The 17,261-nt window shown below is 72.3% G+C and carries 17 protein-coding genes; 5 read left to right on the top strand and 12 right to left on the bottom strand.

Annotation, left to right across the window (positions count from 1 at the left end; genetic code table 11):
* Positions 1–13 precede the first annotated feature (13 nt).
* A complete protein-coding gene (locus BP68_RS05310; protein WP_496369569.1) occupies positions 14–1,159 on the top strand; it encodes an aminopeptidase in 1,146 nt (381 codons plus the stop codon).
* Here BP68_RS05310 and BP68_RS05305 read toward each other — a convergent pair whose 3' ends face one another.
* From BP68_RS05305 to BP68_RS05290, 4 genes are all read right to left on the bottom strand, one after another.
* Entirely contained in the window at positions 1,160–1,417 is a 258-nt protein-coding gene (locus BP68_RS05305; protein ID WP_496369568.1) for an acyl-CoA-binding protein, read from the bottom strand.
* A gap of 83 nt (positions 1,418–1,500) precedes the next feature.
* A complete protein-coding gene (locus BP68_RS05300; RefSeq protein ID WP_496369567.1) occupies positions 1,501–2,610 on the bottom strand; it encodes a M14 family metallopeptidase in 1,110 nt (369 codons plus the stop codon).
* Between the two features lie 89 nt (positions 2,611–2,699).
* Positions 2,700–3,905 (bottom strand): M20 aminoacylase family protein, encoded by a 1,206-nt coding sequence (locus BP68_RS05295; protein ID WP_496369566.1) that lies wholly within the window; start codon positions 3,903–3,905, stop codon positions 2,700–2,702.
* Between the two features lie 88 nt (positions 3,906–3,993).
* Positions 3,994–5,145 (bottom strand): ABC transporter substrate-binding protein, encoded by a 1,152-nt coding sequence (locus BP68_RS05290; protein ID WP_496369565.1) that lies wholly within the window; start codon positions 5,143–5,145, stop codon positions 3,994–3,996.
* A gap of 99 nt (positions 5,146–5,244) precedes the next feature.
* Here BP68_RS05290 and BP68_RS05285 point away from each other — a divergent pair, with 99 nt between their 5' ends.
* Entirely contained in the window at positions 5,245–7,308 is a 2,064-nt protein-coding gene (locus BP68_RS05285) for a molybdopterin-containing oxidoreductase family protein (protein ID WP_496369564.1), read from the top strand.
* 106 nt (positions 7,309–7,414) lie between these two features.
* Here BP68_RS05285 and BP68_RS05280 read toward each other — a convergent pair whose 3' ends face one another.
* The 4 genes from BP68_RS05280 to BP68_RS05265 all read right to left on the bottom strand — a co-directional run bounded on the left by BP68_RS05280 (position 7,415) and on the right by BP68_RS05265 (position 11,536).
* A complete protein-coding gene (locus BP68_RS05280; RefSeq protein WP_496369563.1) occupies positions 7,415–8,425 on the bottom strand; it encodes an MBL fold metallo-hydrolase in 1,011 nt (336 codons plus the stop codon).
* Positions 8,426–8,548: 123 nt separating this feature from the next.
* Positions 8,549–9,406 carry a helix-turn-helix domain-containing protein gene (locus tag BP68_RS05275; RefSeq protein ID WP_496369562.1) on the bottom strand — a complete coding sequence of 286 codons (858 nt, stop codon included), beginning with the start codon at positions 9,404–9,406 and terminating at the stop codon, positions 8,549–8,551.
* A 100-nt stretch (positions 9,407–9,506) separates the two neighbouring features.
* Complete coding sequence (locus tag BP68_RS05270) at positions 9,507–10,475, bottom strand: Bug family tripartite tricarboxylate transporter substrate binding protein (protein ID WP_496369561.1); 969 nt, start codon at positions 10,473–10,475, stop codon at positions 9,507–9,509.
* Positions 10,476–10,552: 77 nt separating this feature from the next.
* Positions 10,553–11,536 carry a fumarylacetoacetate hydrolase family protein gene (locus BP68_RS05265; protein ID WP_496369560.1) on the bottom strand — a complete coding sequence of 328 codons (984 nt, stop codon included), beginning with the start codon at positions 11,534–11,536 and terminating at the stop codon, positions 10,553–10,555.
* A 117-nt stretch (positions 11,537–11,653) separates the two neighbouring features.
* On the opposite strand from BP68_RS05265, the gene BP68_RS05260 reads away from it, so the two are divergent.
* The 3 genes from BP68_RS05260 to BP68_RS05250 all read left to right on the top strand — a co-directional run bounded on the left by BP68_RS05260 (position 11,654) and on the right by BP68_RS05250 (position 14,071).
* Complete coding sequence (locus BP68_RS05260; protein WP_496369559.1) at positions 11,654–12,457, top strand: IclR family transcriptional regulator; 804 nt, start codon at positions 11,654–11,656, stop codon at positions 12,455–12,457.
* Positions 12,458–12,468: 11 nt separating this feature from the next.
* Positions 12,469–13,623 carry a DUF3108 domain-containing protein gene (locus tag BP68_RS05255; protein WP_496369558.1) on the top strand — a complete coding sequence of 385 codons (1,155 nt, stop codon included), beginning with the start codon at positions 12,469–12,471 and terminating at the stop codon, positions 13,621–13,623.
* 160 nt (positions 13,624–13,783) lie between these two features.
* Positions 13,784–14,071: a BTH_I0359 family protein gene (locus BP68_RS05250; RefSeq protein ID WP_496369557.1), complete on the top strand. Its 288-nt coding sequence runs from the start codon at positions 13,784–13,786 to the stop codon at positions 14,069–14,071.
* A 136-nt stretch (positions 14,072–14,207) separates the two neighbouring features.
* Here BP68_RS05250 and BP68_RS05245 read toward each other — a convergent pair whose 3' ends face one another.
* The 4 genes from BP68_RS05245 to BP68_RS05230 form a co-directional block, all read right to left on the bottom strand.
* Positions 14,208–15,293: an AbrB family transcriptional regulator gene (locus BP68_RS05245; protein WP_496369556.1), complete on the bottom strand. Its 1,086-nt coding sequence runs from the start codon at positions 15,291–15,293 to the stop codon at positions 14,208–14,210.
* Positions 15,294–15,459: 166 nt separating this feature from the next.
* Positions 15,460–16,008, bottom strand: coding sequence for a hemerythrin domain-containing protein (locus BP68_RS05240; RefSeq protein ID WP_496369555.1), 549 nt, complete (start codon positions 16,006–16,008; stop codon positions 15,460–15,462).
* Between the two features lie 157 nt (positions 16,009–16,165).
* On the bottom strand, positions 16,166–16,585 hold the full coding sequence (locus BP68_RS05235; RefSeq protein WP_496369718.1) for a ribonucleotide reductase subunit alpha: 420 nt from the start codon (positions 16,583–16,585) through the stop codon (positions 16,166–16,168).
* Between the two features lie 18 nt (positions 16,586–16,603).
* Positions 16,604–17,257: a nitroreductase family protein gene (locus tag BP68_RS05230; RefSeq protein ID WP_496369554.1), complete on the bottom strand. Its 654-nt coding sequence runs from the start codon at positions 17,255–17,257 to the stop codon at positions 16,604–16,606.
* Between the last annotated feature and the right edge of the window lie 4 nt (positions 17,258–17,261).

Below are 17,261 nucleotides of genomic sequence, written 5' to 3'. Positions count from 1 at the left end.
GCCACCACCCTTCATGACCCCTGCCGCCCGCCCCCCACTTCGCCTGCTGCTGGCCTGGGCCGCCGTGCTGCTGCTGGGCGGCTGCGCGCAGTCCGGCGGCACGCTGGGCTACTACTGGCAGTCGCTGAACGGCCACCTGGCCATCATGAACGCCGCCCGCCCGGTGGACGAATGGATCGCCAGCCCCGACACCTCGCAGCCGCTGCGCGCGCGGCTGCAGCTCGCCCAGCAGGCCCGCGCCTTCGCGGTGGACGCGCTGGCCCTGCCCGACAACGCCAGCTACCGGCGCTACGCGCGGCTCGAGCGCCGCGCCGCCGTGTGGAACGTGGTGGCGGCCGGCCCCTATTCGCTCACGCTGCACCGCTGGTGCTTTCCCGTCACCGGCTGCATCGGCTACCGCGGCTATTTCGATGAGGCCGGCGCCCGCGCCGAGGCCGATCGCCTGGCCGCCACCGGGCTGGAGGTGAGCGTGTACGGCGTGCCCGCCTACTCCACGCTGGGCTACAGCAACTGGATGGGGGGCGATCCGCTGCTGTCCACCTTCATCGCCTGGTCCGAGGGCGACTTCGTGCGCCTGCTGTTCCACGAGCTGGCGCACCAGGTGGCCTATGCGCCGGGCGACACCGAGTTCAACGAAGCCTACGCCACGGCCGTGGAGCGCCTGGGCGTGCAGCGCTGGCTGGATGAACACTCCACGCCCGCGGCGCGCACGGAGTTCGCGGCCAGCGAGGAACGCCGCGCGCAGTTCCGCGCCCTCACGCGCGCCACGCGCGAGCGCCTGGGCGCCATTTATGCATCCAACAAGGCCCCAGCGCCCGACCATCAAGCGCTAGATGCTATGAAAAGTGAAGCAATGCAGCGCTTCCATGCCGACTACGACCGGCTGCGCGCGCGCTGGCTGGCGGCGCAGACGCCGCCCGAGCAGCTCGTGGCGCTGGACCGCTGGGTGCGCGAGGCCAACAACGCCAGCTTTGCGGCGCAGGCGGCCTATGACCATTGGGTGCCCGCCTTCGTGGCGCTGTTCGAGCGCGAGGGGCGCGACTGGCCGCGCTTTCACGCGGCGGTGCGGGCGCTGGCCCGGGCACCGCAGGCCGAGCGCATGGCAGCCCTGCAGGCCCTGGCGCCGCCGGCGCACGGCGTCGCCCAGGCGGCCGACTGATCAGCCGCGCAGGGACTCGATCAGGTCGATGTACTGCTGCTTGGCGGCGTCGCCCGCCGTGCCCTTGAGCTTTTCCCAGGCATCCCACTTGGCGCGGCCCACGATGTCGGAGAAGCTGGGCTTCTTCTCGGCGTTGTCGCCGGCCGTGGCCTGCTTGTACAGGGCATAGATCTTCAGCAGCGTCGGGTTGTCCGGGCGCTCGCTGAGGTTCTTGGAGTTGGCGACGGCGGCTTCAAAGCTGGCGTTCAGGTCGGACATGGCATGTCTCCGGTTCAGGGTTGGTATCGCCGCACAGTGTAGTCAAAACACGAACGATCGTTCTTTTTTGCGCATCCTGCTTGTCACCCGGCGCACAGTCCATCCACCGCCTGGAACAGCACCTGCCGCGCCTGGCTGATCACCTGGCCCTTCCAGGCGTCGGTATCGGTGTGGAAGGCCTCGCGCATCTGGGCGTGGACCCGCTGGGCCAGCGCGGGCGAAGCCTGCGGGTGCAGGTGCAGCCAGTGGTCGGCGCGCAGCGCCTGCAGCACGGCGGGAGCGGGCTGGGTGCCGAACTCCAGCGTGAGCGCCGTGAGCTGCGCCTGCGGGCATTCGTCGTAGGCGCTGTGGCACATCAGCCCCGTGAGCGGGGCCGAGGCGGAGGAGCCGTCCTCCGTCGACGTGACCGGCGTGGCGCCGCCACCGCCCCACCAGCGGCGCGCGCGGGCCAGGGCCTGGCCCCCATCCGCGTCGTCGCGCCCGGCGTGAATGCGCTCGCCATGGCCGGCGGGCCCCAGGCCCGTGTGCAGGTCCACCCAGGCGATGCGCTCGGCCCGCGCGCACTCGCGGCGCAGCACGGCGCGCAGCGTGCGGTTGCTCCAGGTGGGCGCCGTGCCGCCAAAGTACAGGCCGTCCGGGTGCGTGTACTGTCCCCGGGTGATGGCGGCCTGCAGCGCCTGGGCGCCCAGGGAGTCGAGCAGGCCCAGCAGGGCCCGCGTGTTGGCGTCGCCAGGCGGCCATTCGGGCGGCAGCAGCACGGGGTGCAGCGCGCCGTAGGCCGGGTGGGCCGGCAGGGGCTGGCCGAAGTCCACGAAGTTGCGGTTCAGGTCCACGTTCTCCTGCGTGACGCGGCGCAGGTGGGCAAAGCCATGGGGGTTGAGCGCATGCAGGTACAGCACGGCCACGCCCTGCGCCCGGGCCTTGGCGCGCCATTCGGCGTCGTGCAGCGCGAACACCTGCACGCCGCTGCCGCAAAAGCCCTCCACGCCATGGCAGCCGCTGCTCACGATGAGCAGGCGGCGCGCGTCGGGCGGCCCGTCGCGCACCACGTCCAGCGCCAGCGTTTCACCGTCCGGGCCGCGCAGCGGATGGATGTCGGGCGCCAGCGCCAGCCCGGCCGTGGCCGCTGCGCCCACGAACTGGGCCCGGGCCTGGGCGTAGCTGGCGGCGAATGCCTGCGGGATACCGATCATCGAACCCCCTTGCGTCCATAAAAAAAAGCCCCACCGCGCAACGGTGGGGCCGGGACATGTCAGCCGTGTGAAGGCCGCTGCAAGCCGCGTCAGGCCGTGGGCTGGGCCAGCCACTGGCGGGCCAGCTCCACCCAGTAGGTGCCACCCAGCGGGATCAGCGCGTCGTTGAAGTCGTAGCTGGGGTTGTGCAGCGTGCAGGGGCCGCCGCCGTGGCCCATGGCGCGGTGGTCACCGTCGCCGTTGGCGATGAAGACATAGGCGCCGGGCTTGGCCTGCAGCATGAAGGAGAAGTCCTCGGCGCCGCCGGTGGGCTCCTGGGGCAGCACGTTCTGCTCGCCCACGATGCCGGCCATCACCTTGCGTGCGAACTCCGCCTCAGCCGGCGAGTTGATCGTGGGCGGGTAGTTGCGCACGAACTCGAACTCGCAACGCGCCTCGAACGCGGCGCAGGTGTGCTCGGCCACCTGGCGCATGCGGCGCTCGATCATGTCCAGCAGTTCGGTGGAGAAGGTGCGCACCGTGCCCTGCAGCTCGCAGCTGTCGGGCACCACGTTGGTGGCCTCGCCCGCGTGGATCATGGTGACGGAGATCACGCCCGCCTCGATCGGCTTCTTGTTGCGGCTGATGATGTTCTGGAACGCCTGCACCATCTGGCAGGCCACCGGCACGGGGTCGATGCCCATGTGCGGCATGGCGCCGTGGCTGCCCTTGCCGCGGATGGTGATCTTGAACTCGTTGCTCGAGGCCATCACCGGCCCCGGGCTCACGGCGAAGGTGCCGGCCGGCATGCCGGGCCAGTTGTGCATGCCGAAGACGGCCTGCATGGGGAACTGCTCGAACAGGCCGTCCTTGATCATCTCGCGCGCGCCGCCGCCGCCCTCCTCGGCCGGCTGGAAGATCAGGTACACGGTGCCGTCGAAGTCGCGGTGCTTGGAGAAGTACTGCGCCGCCGCCAGCAGCATGGCCGTGTGGCCGTCGTGGCCGCAGGCGTGCATCTTGCCCTGGTACTTGCTGGCGTGGTCAAAGGTGTTGAACTCCTGCATGGGCAGGGCGTCAATGTCGGCGCGCAGGCCCACGGCGCGGCCGCAGGCGCCGCCGTCGCGGCCCTGGACGATGCCCACCACGCCCGTGGTGCCCAGGCCGCGGTGGGTGGGAATGCCCCATTCGGTGAGCTTGGCCGCGATCACGTCGGCCGTGCGCACCTCCTGGAAACACAGCTCGGGGTGGGCATGGATGTCACGCCGCACGGCGGCAATGGAGGCCGCCTCGGCGACGATGGAATCGATGACTTTCATGGCGTTTCAGTGCTTGCTTGTACTGGTGGTGTCACAGTCTAGCCGTGGCCTCGCATCCCTGCCGAACCCGCGGCCATAGCCCCGTGCCTCAGGTGCGCACCCGCCCGTCGCCCGTGAGCATGGACATCTCCACGAAGCGCGAGCCCTGGCGGTCGGTGGCCCCGAAGCCCACCTGGAAGCCGCCCACCTGGCCATTGATGGCCTCCAGCCCGGCGATCAGCGCCTCGCGCGTGGGCCTGCCGCCGCCTTGCGCCTGGGCGTTGCGCAGCCCCTCGACGAACACGCGCGCGGCCAGGTAGCCCTCCATGCTGGAGTAGTTGGCCAACACCTTGCCGCCGCCCTTCTTGATGGCCTCGTGGAACTCGCGCGTGATCTGGCGCGAGCCCTGGTAGGGCGAGGGCACGACCTGCGACACCACCACGCCCGCGCCGTCGGCGCCCAGCGCGTCGGCCAGCGCCTGCGTGCCCACGAAGGACACGTTGTAGAAGTTGCCGCCGTAGCCCGCCTTGCGCGCCGCGCGCACGAAGGCCGCGCACGAGGCGTAGGTGCTGATCTGCACGATCGCCTCGGGCTTGGCCGCCACCAGCCGGGCCACCGCGTCGCCCACCTTGTCGGAGTTGCGCTCCACCGTGCCCGTGGCCACGGGCGTGAGCTGGCGTGCGGCCAGCGCCTTGGCCACGCCGTCCAGCCCCGCCTGGCCATAGCTGTCGTTCTGGTGGAACACGCCGATGCGGCTCAGCCCCAGGTGGGTGAGCTGGCGCACCAGCAGCTCGGTCTCGTCGTCATAGGAGGCCCGCACATGGAAGACCAGGCGGTTGAACGGCCGGCGCAGCGCCATGGCGCCCGTGAACGGAGCGAAGAACGGCACCCTGGCCTGCGTGAACAGCGGCAGCGCCGCCAGGCTGGTGGGCGTGCCGATATAGCCGAACAGGGCGAACACGTCATCGGCGATGAGTCGGCGCGTGTTCTCGGCACAGCGGTCGGGCTCGTAGCCGTCGTCCAGCGCGCGGATCTCGATGCTGCGCCGGCCCACGCCGCCCTGGGCGTTGGCCTGGTCGAACGCCAGCTGGGCCCCCGCCTGGAACTGCACGCCCAACTGGCCCGCCGCGCCGGTGAGCGCGGCCGACTGGCCCAGCACGATGGGCCCCTCGCCCTGCGCGCGCACCAAGGGAAAACCCGCAAGCGCCACCGCGCCCAGCCCCACGGAAAACCGCCTGCGCCCCAACGAAAGCTGCGTCATGATGCAATCCCTCTCTGTTCCCAAAAATATCGCACCCGCCCCGTATTCCATTTGGTGGAATACCCGTGCGGCGAGTGTACCGACGCACCAGTGAACGCCATGCCCACAACCACCCCCTCGCCCACCGCCGCGACCCAGGTGCGCGGCGCCTGCCCGCACGACTGCCCCGACACCTGCGCCCTGCTGACCACCGTGGAAAACGGCCGCGCCGTGCGCGTGCAGGGCAACCCGGCACATGCGCAGACCGGCGGCGTGCTGTGCGCCAAGGTCTCGCGCTATGCGGAGCGCACCCACCACCCCGAGCGCATCCTCACGCCGCTCAAGCGCACGGGCCCCAAGGGCAGCGGACAGTTCGCGCCCGTGTCGTGGGACGAGGCGCTGGCCGACATCGCGCAGCGCCTGAGCGCCATCGCCGCGCGCGACGCCCAGGCCATCCTGCCCTACAGCTACGCGGGCACCATGGGCCTGGTGCAGGGCGAGAGCATGGACCGGCGCTTCTTCCACCGCCTGGGCGCCTCGCAGTTGGGGCGCACCATCTGCTCCGCGGCCGGCGGCGAGGGGCTCGTCCACACGCTGGGCGGCAAGGTGGGCATGAAGGTGGAGTTCTTCGCCGAATCCCAGCTCATCCTGATCTGGGGCAGCAACTCCATCGGCAGCAACCTGCACTTCTGGCGCATCGCCCAGCAGGCCAAGCGCGACGGCGCGCGCCTGGTGTGCATCGACCCGCGCAAGAGCGAGACGGCCGAGAAATGCCACGAGCACCTGCAGCTGCTGCCCGGCACCGACGCCGCGCTGGCCCTGGCGCTGATGCACGAGCTGATCACCCACGACTGGCTGGACCACGACTACATCGCCCGCCACACCGTGGGCTGGCAGCAGCTGCGCGAGCGCGCCCTGCAATGGCCCGCCGAGCGCGCGGCCGAGGTCTGCGGCCTGCCGGTGGAGCAGATCCGCCGCCTGGCGCGCGACTACGGCACCACGCGGCCCGCCGCCATCCGCCTGAACTACGGCGTGCAGCGCGCGCACGGCGGCGGCAACGCGGTGCGCGCCGTGGCCTGCCTGCCCGCGCTCACCGGTGCCTGGCGCCACCGCGCGGGCGGCGTGCTGCTGTCCAGCTCCGGCCACTACCCGGTGCAGCGGGCGCAGCTGCAGCGCCCCGACCTGCTGGCCGGCCGCCGGCCGCGCAGCATCAACATGGTGACCATCGGCGACGACCTGCTGCGCGACGCCTCCCCCGCCTTCGGCCCGCGCGTCGAGGCCCTGGTGGTCTACAATAGCAACCCCGTGGCCGTGGCGCCGGACTCCGCCAAGGTGGTGCAGGGCTTCGCGCGCGAAGACCTGTTCACCGTGGTGCTGGAGCATTTCCAGACCGACACCGCCGACTGGGCCGACTACATCCTGCCCGCCACCACCCAGCTCGAACACTGGGACGTGCACCTGTCCTACGGCCACACGGACGTGCTGCTCAACCGCCCCGCGATTGCCCCCCTGGGCCAGGCGCGCAGCAACGCGCAGATCTTCCGCGACCTGGCCGCGCACATGGGCTTTGCCGATCCCTGCTTTGCCGACAGCGACGAGCAGCTGTGCCGCCAGGCCTATGGCGAGGCCGTGGAATTTGGGCAGCTGCTGGAGACGGGCTTCGCGCCCCTGGCCGTGGCGGACGCACCCTTTGCCGACGGCGGCTTTCCCACGCCCTCGGGCCGCTGCGAGTTCCACAGCGAGCGCCTGGCCGCCCAGGGGCTGGACCCGCTGCCCGACTACCTGCCCAACCACGAGGCGCCCGGCAGCTCGGCGCGCTACCCGCTGGCCATGATCTCGCCGCCCGCGCGCAACTTCCTCAACTCCAGCTTCGTGAACCTGCAAAGCCTGCGCGACACCGAGGGCCGCCCGGTGCTGGAGATGCACCCCGAGGACGCCGCCGCGCGCGGCATTGCCGACGGCGCCCCGGTGCGCGTGTTCAACGACCGCGGCAGCTACGAATGCCACGCCGCCGTGAACGGCCGCGCCCGCCCCGGCGTGGTCAACGGCCTGGGCATCTGGTGGCGCAAGCTGGGGCCCAACGGCACCAACGTGAACGAGCTGACCAGCCAGGCCCTGACCGACCTGGGCGCCGCGCCCACCTTCTACGACTGCGTGGTGCAGGTGCAGCCGCTGGCGGGCTGAGCGGCGACTGGCACCGCCCAATTGCTATTATTTTGATAGCTTCTTGCGCTTACCCACTGGGCGCCAGAGCGACTTTTGAGCACACAACGCCCCGTGGACCGCGCCCTCACGGGCGCAGCGGCGCATATTCCGCGGGCACCCAGGCATAGGCCCCGCCCTCGCGGCGCACATGGCCCAGGCCGGGGAAGGGCATGTGCGCGCCGGCCACCCACCAGCCCTGGTCCGCCGCACGCGCCAGCAGGGCGCTGCGGCTGGCCACGGCCTGGTCGCGGTCCGTGTCGGGCTCGAAGGAGGCGTCGGGGCGCGCCAACTGCACCGCGTGGTAGTGCACCACGTCACCCCACACCAGCAGCGGCGCGGCCGCGGCGCCCGCGTCCAGCAGGTACGACACATGGCCGGGCGTGTGCCCCGGCGTGGGCAGCGCCGCCACGCCGGGCGGCAGCGCGTCGGCGGGGGCGAAGCGCTTCAGCCGCCCCGCGGCCTCGTAGGGCGCCACGGCGCGCCGGGCCATGCCGATCAGGGGCCGCAGCGGCTCGGGCAGGCGGCTGGCCGTGGCGGCCTGCAGCCAGAAGTCCGCGTCGGCGCGCGACAGCCACACCGTGGCGCGCGGATAGGCGGCGCGGCCCTGCGCGTCCAGCAGGCCGCACAGATGGTCCGGGTGGGCGTGGGTGATGAGCACGTCGTCCACCTCGGCGGGGTCGAATCCGGCGGCGCGCAGATGGCGCAGCACCTGGCCCAGCCCGTCGCCAAAGCATTGCGCGGTGCCGGTGTCGACCAGCAGCACGCGGCCCTGGCTCTGCACCAGATAGGCGTTGACGGCGGTCTGCAGGCCCTGCGCGTCCTCGGGCACGTAGCGCCTGTCCAGCAGGGCCTGCACCTGCGCCGCGTCCAGGCCGACGATCTGCGCGCGCGTCAGCCCCACCACGCCGTCGAACAGCGCGGTGACGCGCAGCGCCCCCACCTGCTGGCGGTAGTAGCCGGGCGCCTGCGCCTCGCGGCTGGCGGGCGCGGAAGCCGCCGGTGGTGGTGGAGCGCTGGCGCAGCCCACTGCGGCCAGCACGAACAGGGACAGGCAGGCGGCGCGCCAGGCGCCGCGGCGAAGGATGTGAAACCCCATGGGTGGAATGCTCCTGCAACACGGGCCGGCACCGCGCCGGCCCCAGGCACGCACCTTAGGCGGAACCGCCCGCGCGGGGCGCTCAAAGGGCTGTGCGCAGCGCTCAGGGGGCTCGCCCGGCGCTCAGGGCGTGTTGCCGATGCGGGTGGGCTCCAGCCCGTAGCGGGCGCTGAAGCGCCGCGTGAAGCTGGCCACCGAGCGGTAGCCCACGCGCGCGGCCACGGTCTTCACGGGCCAGGAGGTGGCGTAGAGCAGCTCCAGCGCGCGCGCCAGGCGCGTTTCGGCCACCAGTTCGCGCACGTTGGTGTGCTCGGCCTGCAGGCGGCGGCGCAGCGTGGCGCCGGACAGGCCCAGCGCGTCCTCGAAGTGGCGCGACTGCCAGTCGCGCTCGGGCTGCTGCGCCACCAGCGCCCGCAGCTGGGCGGCCACGCTGGGCGGCGGCGGCGCCAGCACGCCGGCATGGCCCGCGTGGCACAGCTGCAGCAGCAGCGCGGCCAGGGCCAGGCGCGCCCGGGCGTCGTCGCCCGCCAGCATGGCGGCGCTCCAGTTCCCCAGCGCCTCCTCGCACGGGGCCAGCGCGCAGCGCACCACGGCCGGGCCGCCGGTAGGAATGGGCTGGGCCCACAGCAGGCGCGCGGCGCTCACCACTTCCTCGCACAGCGCGATGGACAGACTGAGGTACGGGCCGCCGCGCGCGTCCGGGGCGTTCACCGCGTCGATGCGGCAGGGCCGGCGCATGAGCAGCAGCTCGCCCGGCCGCAGGCGGTGGTCCTGCCCCTCGGCGCGCACGCACTTGCGGCCGCGCAGCAGCACCGCCAGCGCGGGCCCGGCCACATCCACCCGCTGCACGCCGTGGGTGTGGCGCGCGCGAAAGCAGGCCAGCCCGTGGGCCTGTTCCTGGGCCGCAAGCTGGCGCTCCGCCAGGGCCTGCAGGCTGTCTAGCAGCGCGGGCGGCGGCGTGCGAACGGGCGTGGCGTGCATGGGGGCTCCTGTTTTTCGTAGCACCCTGCGCAGAATGGGTGGGCGCTGCAGTCGATTTTGCTGCACAAGAGCCCCGCGCGGGGGCGGCTGGGCGCGGCCTTCAGTCCAGCTTCACGCCCGTGGCCGCGATGATGGGCCCCCAGCGCTTGGCCTCGGCGCGGGCCAGGGCGCGGAACTGCTCGGGCGTGCCGGCCAGCGCCTCCATGCCGAAGTCCTGCATGCGCTTGACCACGGCGGGCGCGGCCAGGGCCTTGTTCAGCTCGGCGTTCAGCCGCGCCGTGATGGCGGGCGGCAGGCCCGCCGGTGCCAGCAGGCCCTGGAAGGCGTAGACCTCGGTGTCGGCCACGCCGACCGCGGCCAGCGTGGGCAGGTTCGGCAGCGCCGGCACGCGCTGGGCCGAGCCGATGGCCAGCGCACGCACCTTGCCCGACTGGATCACGGGCAGGCCCGCCGCCAGGTCCAGGAACATGCAGGGCACCTGCCCGCCCATCACGTCCTGCACCGCCGGCGCCGCGCCGCGGTAGGGAATGTGGGTCAGGAAGGTCTGGGTGCGGTGCTTGAACATCTCCATGGCCAGGTGGTGCGGCGAGCCGTTGCCGGGCGAGGCGTAGTTGACCTTGCCGGGATGGGCCCGCACGTAGGCCAGGAAGTCCTTGAACGTCTGCGCCTCGAACGCCGGGTGGACCACCAGCACCAGCGGGAAGCGCGACAGGCCGCCGATGTAGGTGAAGTCCTTCTCGGGGCTGAAGGGCAGCTTGCGGAACAGATGCTCGTTGTAGGCCAGCAGCGCGTTGTCGGCCGACATGAGGGTGTAGCCGTCGGCCTTGGCCGTGGCCACGATCTGGCTGCCGATGTTGGTGGACGCGCCGGGGCGGTTGTCCACCACGATCTGCTGGCCCAGGCCGCCGCGCATGGCCTCGGCCACGGTGCGGGCCAGCACGTCGGTGCCGCCGCCGGCCGGGTACGGCACCACCCAGCGCAGGGGCTGGCCGGGGTAGGCGGATTCGGCGCGCGCCCACGGCGCGGCCACGGCGGCAGCGGCGGCTGCCAGCAACTGTCTGCGGTCCATCGGTTGTCTCCTTGCTCTTTTTTATATAGCTATCAGCGCTTGACAGATAAGCGCAAAGTGCCAATTTGGCTCAAAAATCACTGCGGCGCGGCGATGGTCTGGTCGATCGCGCCGAACAGGCTCTGGCCGGCCTTGTTCTTCATCTCGATGCGGATGGTGTCGCCGTACTGCATGAATTCGGTGCTGGGCTTGCCGTCCTGGATGGTCTCGATGCAGCGCTTTTCGGCGATGCAGCTGTAGCCCTTGGCCCAGTCCTTGTTGCTGACCGTGCCGCTGCCCACGATGGAGCCGGCGCGCACGTTGCGCGTCTTGGCGATGTGGGCGATGAGCTGGCCGAAGTGGAAGGTCATCTCCGGCCCGGCGTCGCACATGCCGACCTTGCGGCCGTTCCAGGTGGACTGCAGCGCCAGGTGCACGCGTCCGCCCTGCCAGGCGTCGCCCAGCTCGTCCAGCGTGACGGCCACGGGGCTGAAGGCCGTGGCGGGCTTGGACTGGAAGAAGCCGAAGCCCTTGGCCAGCTCGGCCGGGATCAGGTTGCGCAGGCTCACGTCGTTGGCCAGCATCACCAGGCGCACGCCGTCCAGCGCCTGCTCGGGGCTGGCGCCCATCTTCACGTCGCCGGTGACGACGGCGATCTCGGCCTCGAAGTCGATGCCCATGGCCTCGCTGGGCACCACCACGTCGTCGCAGGGGCCGATGAAGTCGTCGCTGCCGCCCTGGTACATCAGCGGGTCGGTGTAGAAGCTGGCCGGCACCTCGGCGTTGCGCGCCTTGCGCACCAGTTCGACGTGGTTGATGTAGGCCGAGCCGTCGGCCCACTGGTAGGCGCGCGGCAGCGGCGCCATGCACTGCTGCGGGTCGAAGGGAAAGGCGTGGCGCGCACGGCCGGCGTTGAGCTGGTCGTACAGGTCCTGCAGCTGGGGCGCCATGAAGTTCCAGTCGTCCAGCACCTGCTGCAGGCGGCTGGCAATGCCGGTCGCATAATGGGCCGTGCCCAGGTCACGGGAGACCACGACGAGCTGGCCGTCGCGCGATCCGTCCTTGTAGGTGGCGAGTTTCATGGGCTGGAATCTCCTCTTGGCTGGGATCTGCTGCACCCGCGGGAAACACCGCGCCTGGCACAAATTACGATCCAGTGAATTGATTTAACTAAACAGAACTCCAAAATTCTAGTGCAGATGGACAAGGAACGCGCGGGCATTCAGTCGGTGGAGGTAGGGTTTGCGCTGCTCGACGCGCTGGCGCAGGCGCGCGGGCCGTTGATGCTCAAGGATCTGGCGCAGGAGGCCGGCATGAGCGCCGCCAAGGCGCACCGCTACCTCGTGAGCTTCCAGCGCCTGGGCCTGGTGGTGCAGGATGCGCGCACCTCGCGCTACGACCTGGGCCCCGCCGCACTAAAGTTAGGGCTTGCTTCGCTGGCGCGGCTGGACGCCATGCGCCTGGCGCGCGAACGCATGGCGCCGCTCATGGAAACCCTGGGCCACACGCTGGCGCTGGCCGTCTGGGGCAACCGCGGCCCGACCATCGTGCACTGGGAGGAAGCCCCCCAGTCCGTCACGGCCAACCTGCGCCTGGGCGACGTGATGCCGCTGCTCGCCTCCGCCACCGGCCGCTGCTTTGCCGCCTGGCTGCCGCGCGAAAAGACCGCCGCGCTGCTGGCCGAGGAGCTGGCGCTGGCCACCCGCCAGGGCCCCGCCGACATGCCGCGCGACGCCGCCAGCGTGGACGCGTTGCTGCGCGAGGTGCGCGAGCGCCGCTGCGCCCGCGTGGTGGAAACGCTGCTGCCGGGCATCACCGCCTTCTGCGCCCCCGTGTTCGACGCCGACGGCCACCTGGCCCTGGGCATCACCACGCTGGGGCCCGCCGCCACGTTCGACCCCGCCTGGGACGGCGCCATCGAGCGCCCCCTGCGCGCCGCGGCCGAACAGCTGTCGCGCGACCTGGGGTACGACCCGGCGCGCCACGGCCGGCCGGCGGCCTGACCCACGCCGCCATGCCGCGCCGCGCCCTGCTGCTGCTCACCGCCCTGGTGCTGGTCCTGCACTGGCTGGTGCTGGTGGGCCTGCCGCTGGGCGGCACGGACCAGGGTCTGCCGCAGCGCCAGGCCTTCCACACGCGCATGGTGGCCCCGCCCCCGCCCCCGCCCCCGCCGCCGGAGCCCGAGGCCGCGCCGCCTCCGCCCCCCGCGCCACGGCCGCGCCCCCCGCGCAAGCCCAGGCCCGCGCCGCCGGCCCCCGAGGCGCCCGCGCCGGCACCGGTGCCACCCCTACCGCCGGCAGAGCCGCCCGCCGACAGCGCCGCCCTCGAAAGCGCCGCCACGGACGACAAGGCAGGCGACACCGAGGCCACGGCCCCAACCGCCGAAACCGCGCCGCCCGAGACCGCCGCAGAGCCCCTCGCCGCGGCCGCCTCCGCCCCGCAGGAGCCGCCCGCCGACAGCGCGGGCGTGGAGATCCGCCCCCCCGGCGCCACCGGCGCCAGCGCCAGCACCGAGCCGCCGCCCGTGCGCCTGCCGCCATCCACCCGGCTGACGTTCGACGTGAGCGGCGAGGCCAAGAAGTTCCACTACAACGCCAGCGCCGAGCTGCTGTGGCGCCAGGACGGCGCGCGCTACGAGGCACGCCAGCAGGTCAAGGCCTTCCTGCTCGGCTCGCGCTCGCAAAGCAGCGTGGGGCAGATCACGGCCCACGGGCTGCGGCCCGAGCGCTTTGGCGACAAGTCCCGCAGCGAGCGGGCCGCGCATTTCGACTTCGACAAGCGCGAGGTCATCTTCAGCGCCAACACCCCGCGCGCCGCCATCGGCGACGGCGCGCAGGACCGGCTGAGCGTGTTCATCCAGCTGGGCGCCATGCTGGCCACCGCGCCCGAACGCTACCCCCCGGGCACGCAGATCACGCTGACCACCGTGAGCGCGCGCAGCGCCGACCGCTGGAGCTTCACCGTCGAGGGCACCGAGACCCTGGAGCTGCCCGCCGGCAGCACGCCGGCCCTGAAGCTGCAGCGCCTGCCGCGCGAGGACCGCCAGCGCGACCAGAAGGCCGAGCTGTGGCTGGGCACGGCGCTGGGCTATCTGCCGGTGCGCATCCGCCTGACGCAGGGCAACGGCGACTTCGCCGACCTCTTGCTGAGCGGCCACGAAACGCCCTGAGCCCGGCCGCCGCGTGGGACAAGGCCGCGAAATGCCGCGCCTGCGCCGCGGGCCTTGGTTTCCGTGAAATACTGTGTCCCGGCAGCACCCCGACGGCGGGGGGCTTGAACTCCTGCCACGCACTGCCATCTCATAGACATACCGACAGGGGGACCACGCCATGCAAATGCTCTACGACTCCGACTCCTTTGTGGTCGTCCACATGCTGCCGGACGCCGACCGAAATGGCGCCGCCGACGACACGCCCCTGGCACCGCAACTGGTGCGCCACGGTTTCGAGATCGTGGACAAGCGCTCCGGCAAGGAGGTGTACCTGGACGGCTCCTGGGCCGAGATGTTCCAGCAGCAGATCCTGGCCTGGCAGCGCGACACGCCCACCCAGGAAGAGGTGGAGGACACGCTGGACGGCTACGTCGGGCTGGCACAGAACCCGGTGGTCGTCCACTGAGGGTTTGAGGGCCCTCGGCCCCTTCGCGGTTCACCGCCGGTGAACCGCCGCCCCGCAAGGGGCACAGTGCGCCGTGGCTCGCAACCACGGCGCCTTCATTTTGGGGGCGGCGCTTTTGCGCTGCCGCCCGCAGCGCTCACCCGGCTGCCACCGCCTCGGGCGGCGGATACAGGTGCCGAAACAGCGGCGCCACCAGCAGCAGCACCGCGACCAGCCGGCACACCTGAAAGGCCGTGACCACCGGCACGCCCAGCTGCAGCACCTTGGCGGTGATGGCCATCTCGGCAATGCCGCCGGGCGACGTGCCCAGCACCAGCGTGGCCCAGGGCAGCCCCGTGGCCCGGGCCAGTCCCCAGGCGAACAGCGCGCACACTAGCATCAGCACCAGCGAGCCCAGCGCCACCGAGGCCAGCCAGCGCGGCGCCGTGCGCAGAAAGGCGCGCCGAAAGCGCACGCCCAGGCTCACGCCAATCACCAGTTGCGCCGCGTTCACCAGCGCCTGCGGCACGGCCGACAGGGTGAAGCCGGCCATGGTCAGCCCCATGGACACCAGCAGCGCCCCCATGAACCAGGGGTTGGCGCGGCCCAGCCGGCGCATGAGCAGCGCGCCCGCGCCCGTGAGCGCGATGAGCAGCGCCAGCCCCGCCGGCTCCACCGCGCGCAGCGGCGGCGCCAGCAGGTCCAGCCCCCGCAGGCCGCTGAACTGCAGGGCGAAGGGAATGGTCACCGTGACGATCAGCAGGCGCAGGCTGTGGCTGGCGGCGACGAGGTCGGTGCGCGCCCGTTCGTGCTCGGCCAGCAGCGTCATCTCCGACGCCGCGCCGATGGCGCCCGCGAAGTAGCTGGTGGCGCGCAGCACGGGGGCCGGCACACCGGGCATGCGCGGCGCATGCACGCGATGCAGCCAGGCGCCGAAGGCCCAGCCCAGCACCAGCGCCCAGGCCACGCCCAGCGCCACGGCCCACCACAGGCCGGCCACCAGGGCCGTGACCTCGGGCGTGAAGTACAGCCCCAGCACCGCGCCGATGGTCCACTGCCCCGCGTTGCGCAGCGGCGTGGCGCTGTCGGTGGGCGCGCCGGCCATGGACAGCAGGGCCGTGGCCAGCAGCGGGCCGAGCATCCAGGGCAGCGGCGTGCGCAGCGCCGCGCAGGCCAGGGCGGCGGCCAGCGCGGCTGCCAACGTGAGGGCGACGCGCGCCGCAAAGGGAAGTGACTGGGGCATGGGACAGGGCCACGCCCCCTGGGCGCGGCCGAAGACCGGGGCGAAGCCGCCGAGTATCGCAGCCCCGCCCGGCGGGTGCCGCGTCCGGCCTGGCTTCAAATTTCAAATGAAATCGGGCCTTAGCGACCGACCATCAAGCGCAAACAGCTATATTTTTAATAGCATTTCAGCGCGTACCGCGCCGTGCGGCCATCTCGCCGCCCATGGCCTGCTGGGCGTCCGCGCCCAGCAGCGCGCGTGCGGCGGGGTAGATGCTGTCGTCCTCATGGCGCAGGTGGTCGGCGTAGCAGTCCACGAAGCGGGCGAAGGCCGCCTCGTGTTCGGGCGTGAAAGCCTGCAGCGCGCCCTGGGCCAGCGCCTCCAGGGCGCCACGCGCGGCGGCCCAGCGCTCGGCCATGAGCACATGGTCGCGCTGCATCTGGCGCACCAGCGCCACCAGCCCCGCGTCGGCGGCGGCCGCCAGCAGCGGCGGGAAGACATGCAACTCTTCGTCCTCATGGTGCAGCGGCGCCGCCATGTCGAAGTAGCGCAGCACGTCGCGCGCGGCCTGGCGCGCGGAGTCGTCGCAGCCCCGCTCCCGCAGGTAGGCGCGCAGGCGCGTCAGCAGGTCCAGCGAGCGGCGCACGCGGTCGTGGCAGGCGTCGAGCATCTCGAAGGGCTGGTCGAAGCCAGCGCCCGGCGTGTGCATGCCGGGCAGGGAAACGCGGGTGGACATGGTCGTCTCAGCCTTTCATGGTGTGCCCCGGCGCGCCCTACGCGAGGGCAGCCGAGCAAGGGCCGCCCCGCAGCGAGGGCTGCGTCCCCCTGCCCGCAGCGCACAGCGCTGCGAGAGCGGGGGGAAGGCGCGAAGCGCCACAGGGGGGTGTTGCACCTCAGCCCAGCCGCACGGGCTGGCCCTCGCGGTTGAACGGCAGGTAGGCGGTGAAGGCGCCCGTCTTCACGGCTTCCACCATGCGGCGCAGCACACGGTCGGCGTCGTCGTCCGATGGGGCCTGGCCGGGCGTGCCGGACAGCGCCGCGGTGAACACCAGGCGCCAGGGCTGGCCCGGAAGTTCGAACTGCTGCGACTCGCGCAGCAGCGTGTCGAAGGAGTCCAGCTCCTCGGGCAGCCGGTCCACGCACATCAGGGGCACGAGCACCCCGCCCTCGCCCTGCGCGAAGCGCTCGCGCTGCTCGGGCGTGGCGTCGTCGGGCAGCTCCGTGCCCGCGAACACGAAGAGCAGGCGCTGGCGCTCGCGCCGGCCGCGCGCGGCGCGCAGCAGGTCGTCAAAACTGTTGATTTCGGTCTTCATTGGCATCCGTCTCTCTCGTCATGCCCAGGGCTGCACGCCCTGGCCCGGCACCAGGGTGCCCACATACTGCGCCGGCACGGGGCGGGCGCGCACCGGCTTGCGCGACAGCACCGTGCCCACGCTCACGAAGCACAGGGCGCGCTCGCAGTCCCGCAGCGCGAACAACGCGCGCAGCGCCTGCGACTGCAAGGCCTTGCCGCTGGTCAGCGCCGAGCCGAACCCGAGCGCTGTGGCCATGAGCAGCAGGTTCTGCACCGCGCAGCCCGCCGACACCAGGCGCTCGCTGGGCGGGATCTCGGGGTCGCCCGCCAGTTCGTCGGCCACGGCCAGCAGCAGCACGGGGGCACGGAAGGCCTTCTCGCGCGCGCGCTCCTGTTGTTCGGCCGTGGCCTGGGCGTCGCGTTCGCGCAGGGCCTGGGCGAACACGTCCGCCAGCGCCGCGCGCGCCGGCTGCGGCACCAGGATGAAGCGCCAGGGCAGCAGGCAGCCATGGTCCGGCGCATGGGCGGCCGCGGCCAGGATGGTCTGCAGCTGCGCGGCACTCGGCCCGGGCGCACCCAGCCGCCTGGGCAATATGGTCTGGCGCGCCTGCAGCAGCGCTGCGGCCAGGTCGTGCGGCGCCGCGGCGGTGGCGGGCGCCTGCGCCCGCGTGATCGTTGTGGTGTCGTCCATCGTC

This window comes from Diaphorobacter oryzae DSM 22780 (genome assembly GCF_059568935.1).
Note: the sequence above shows the minus strand (reverse complement) of the source record. Positions and strands in the feature narration are given on the sequence as shown.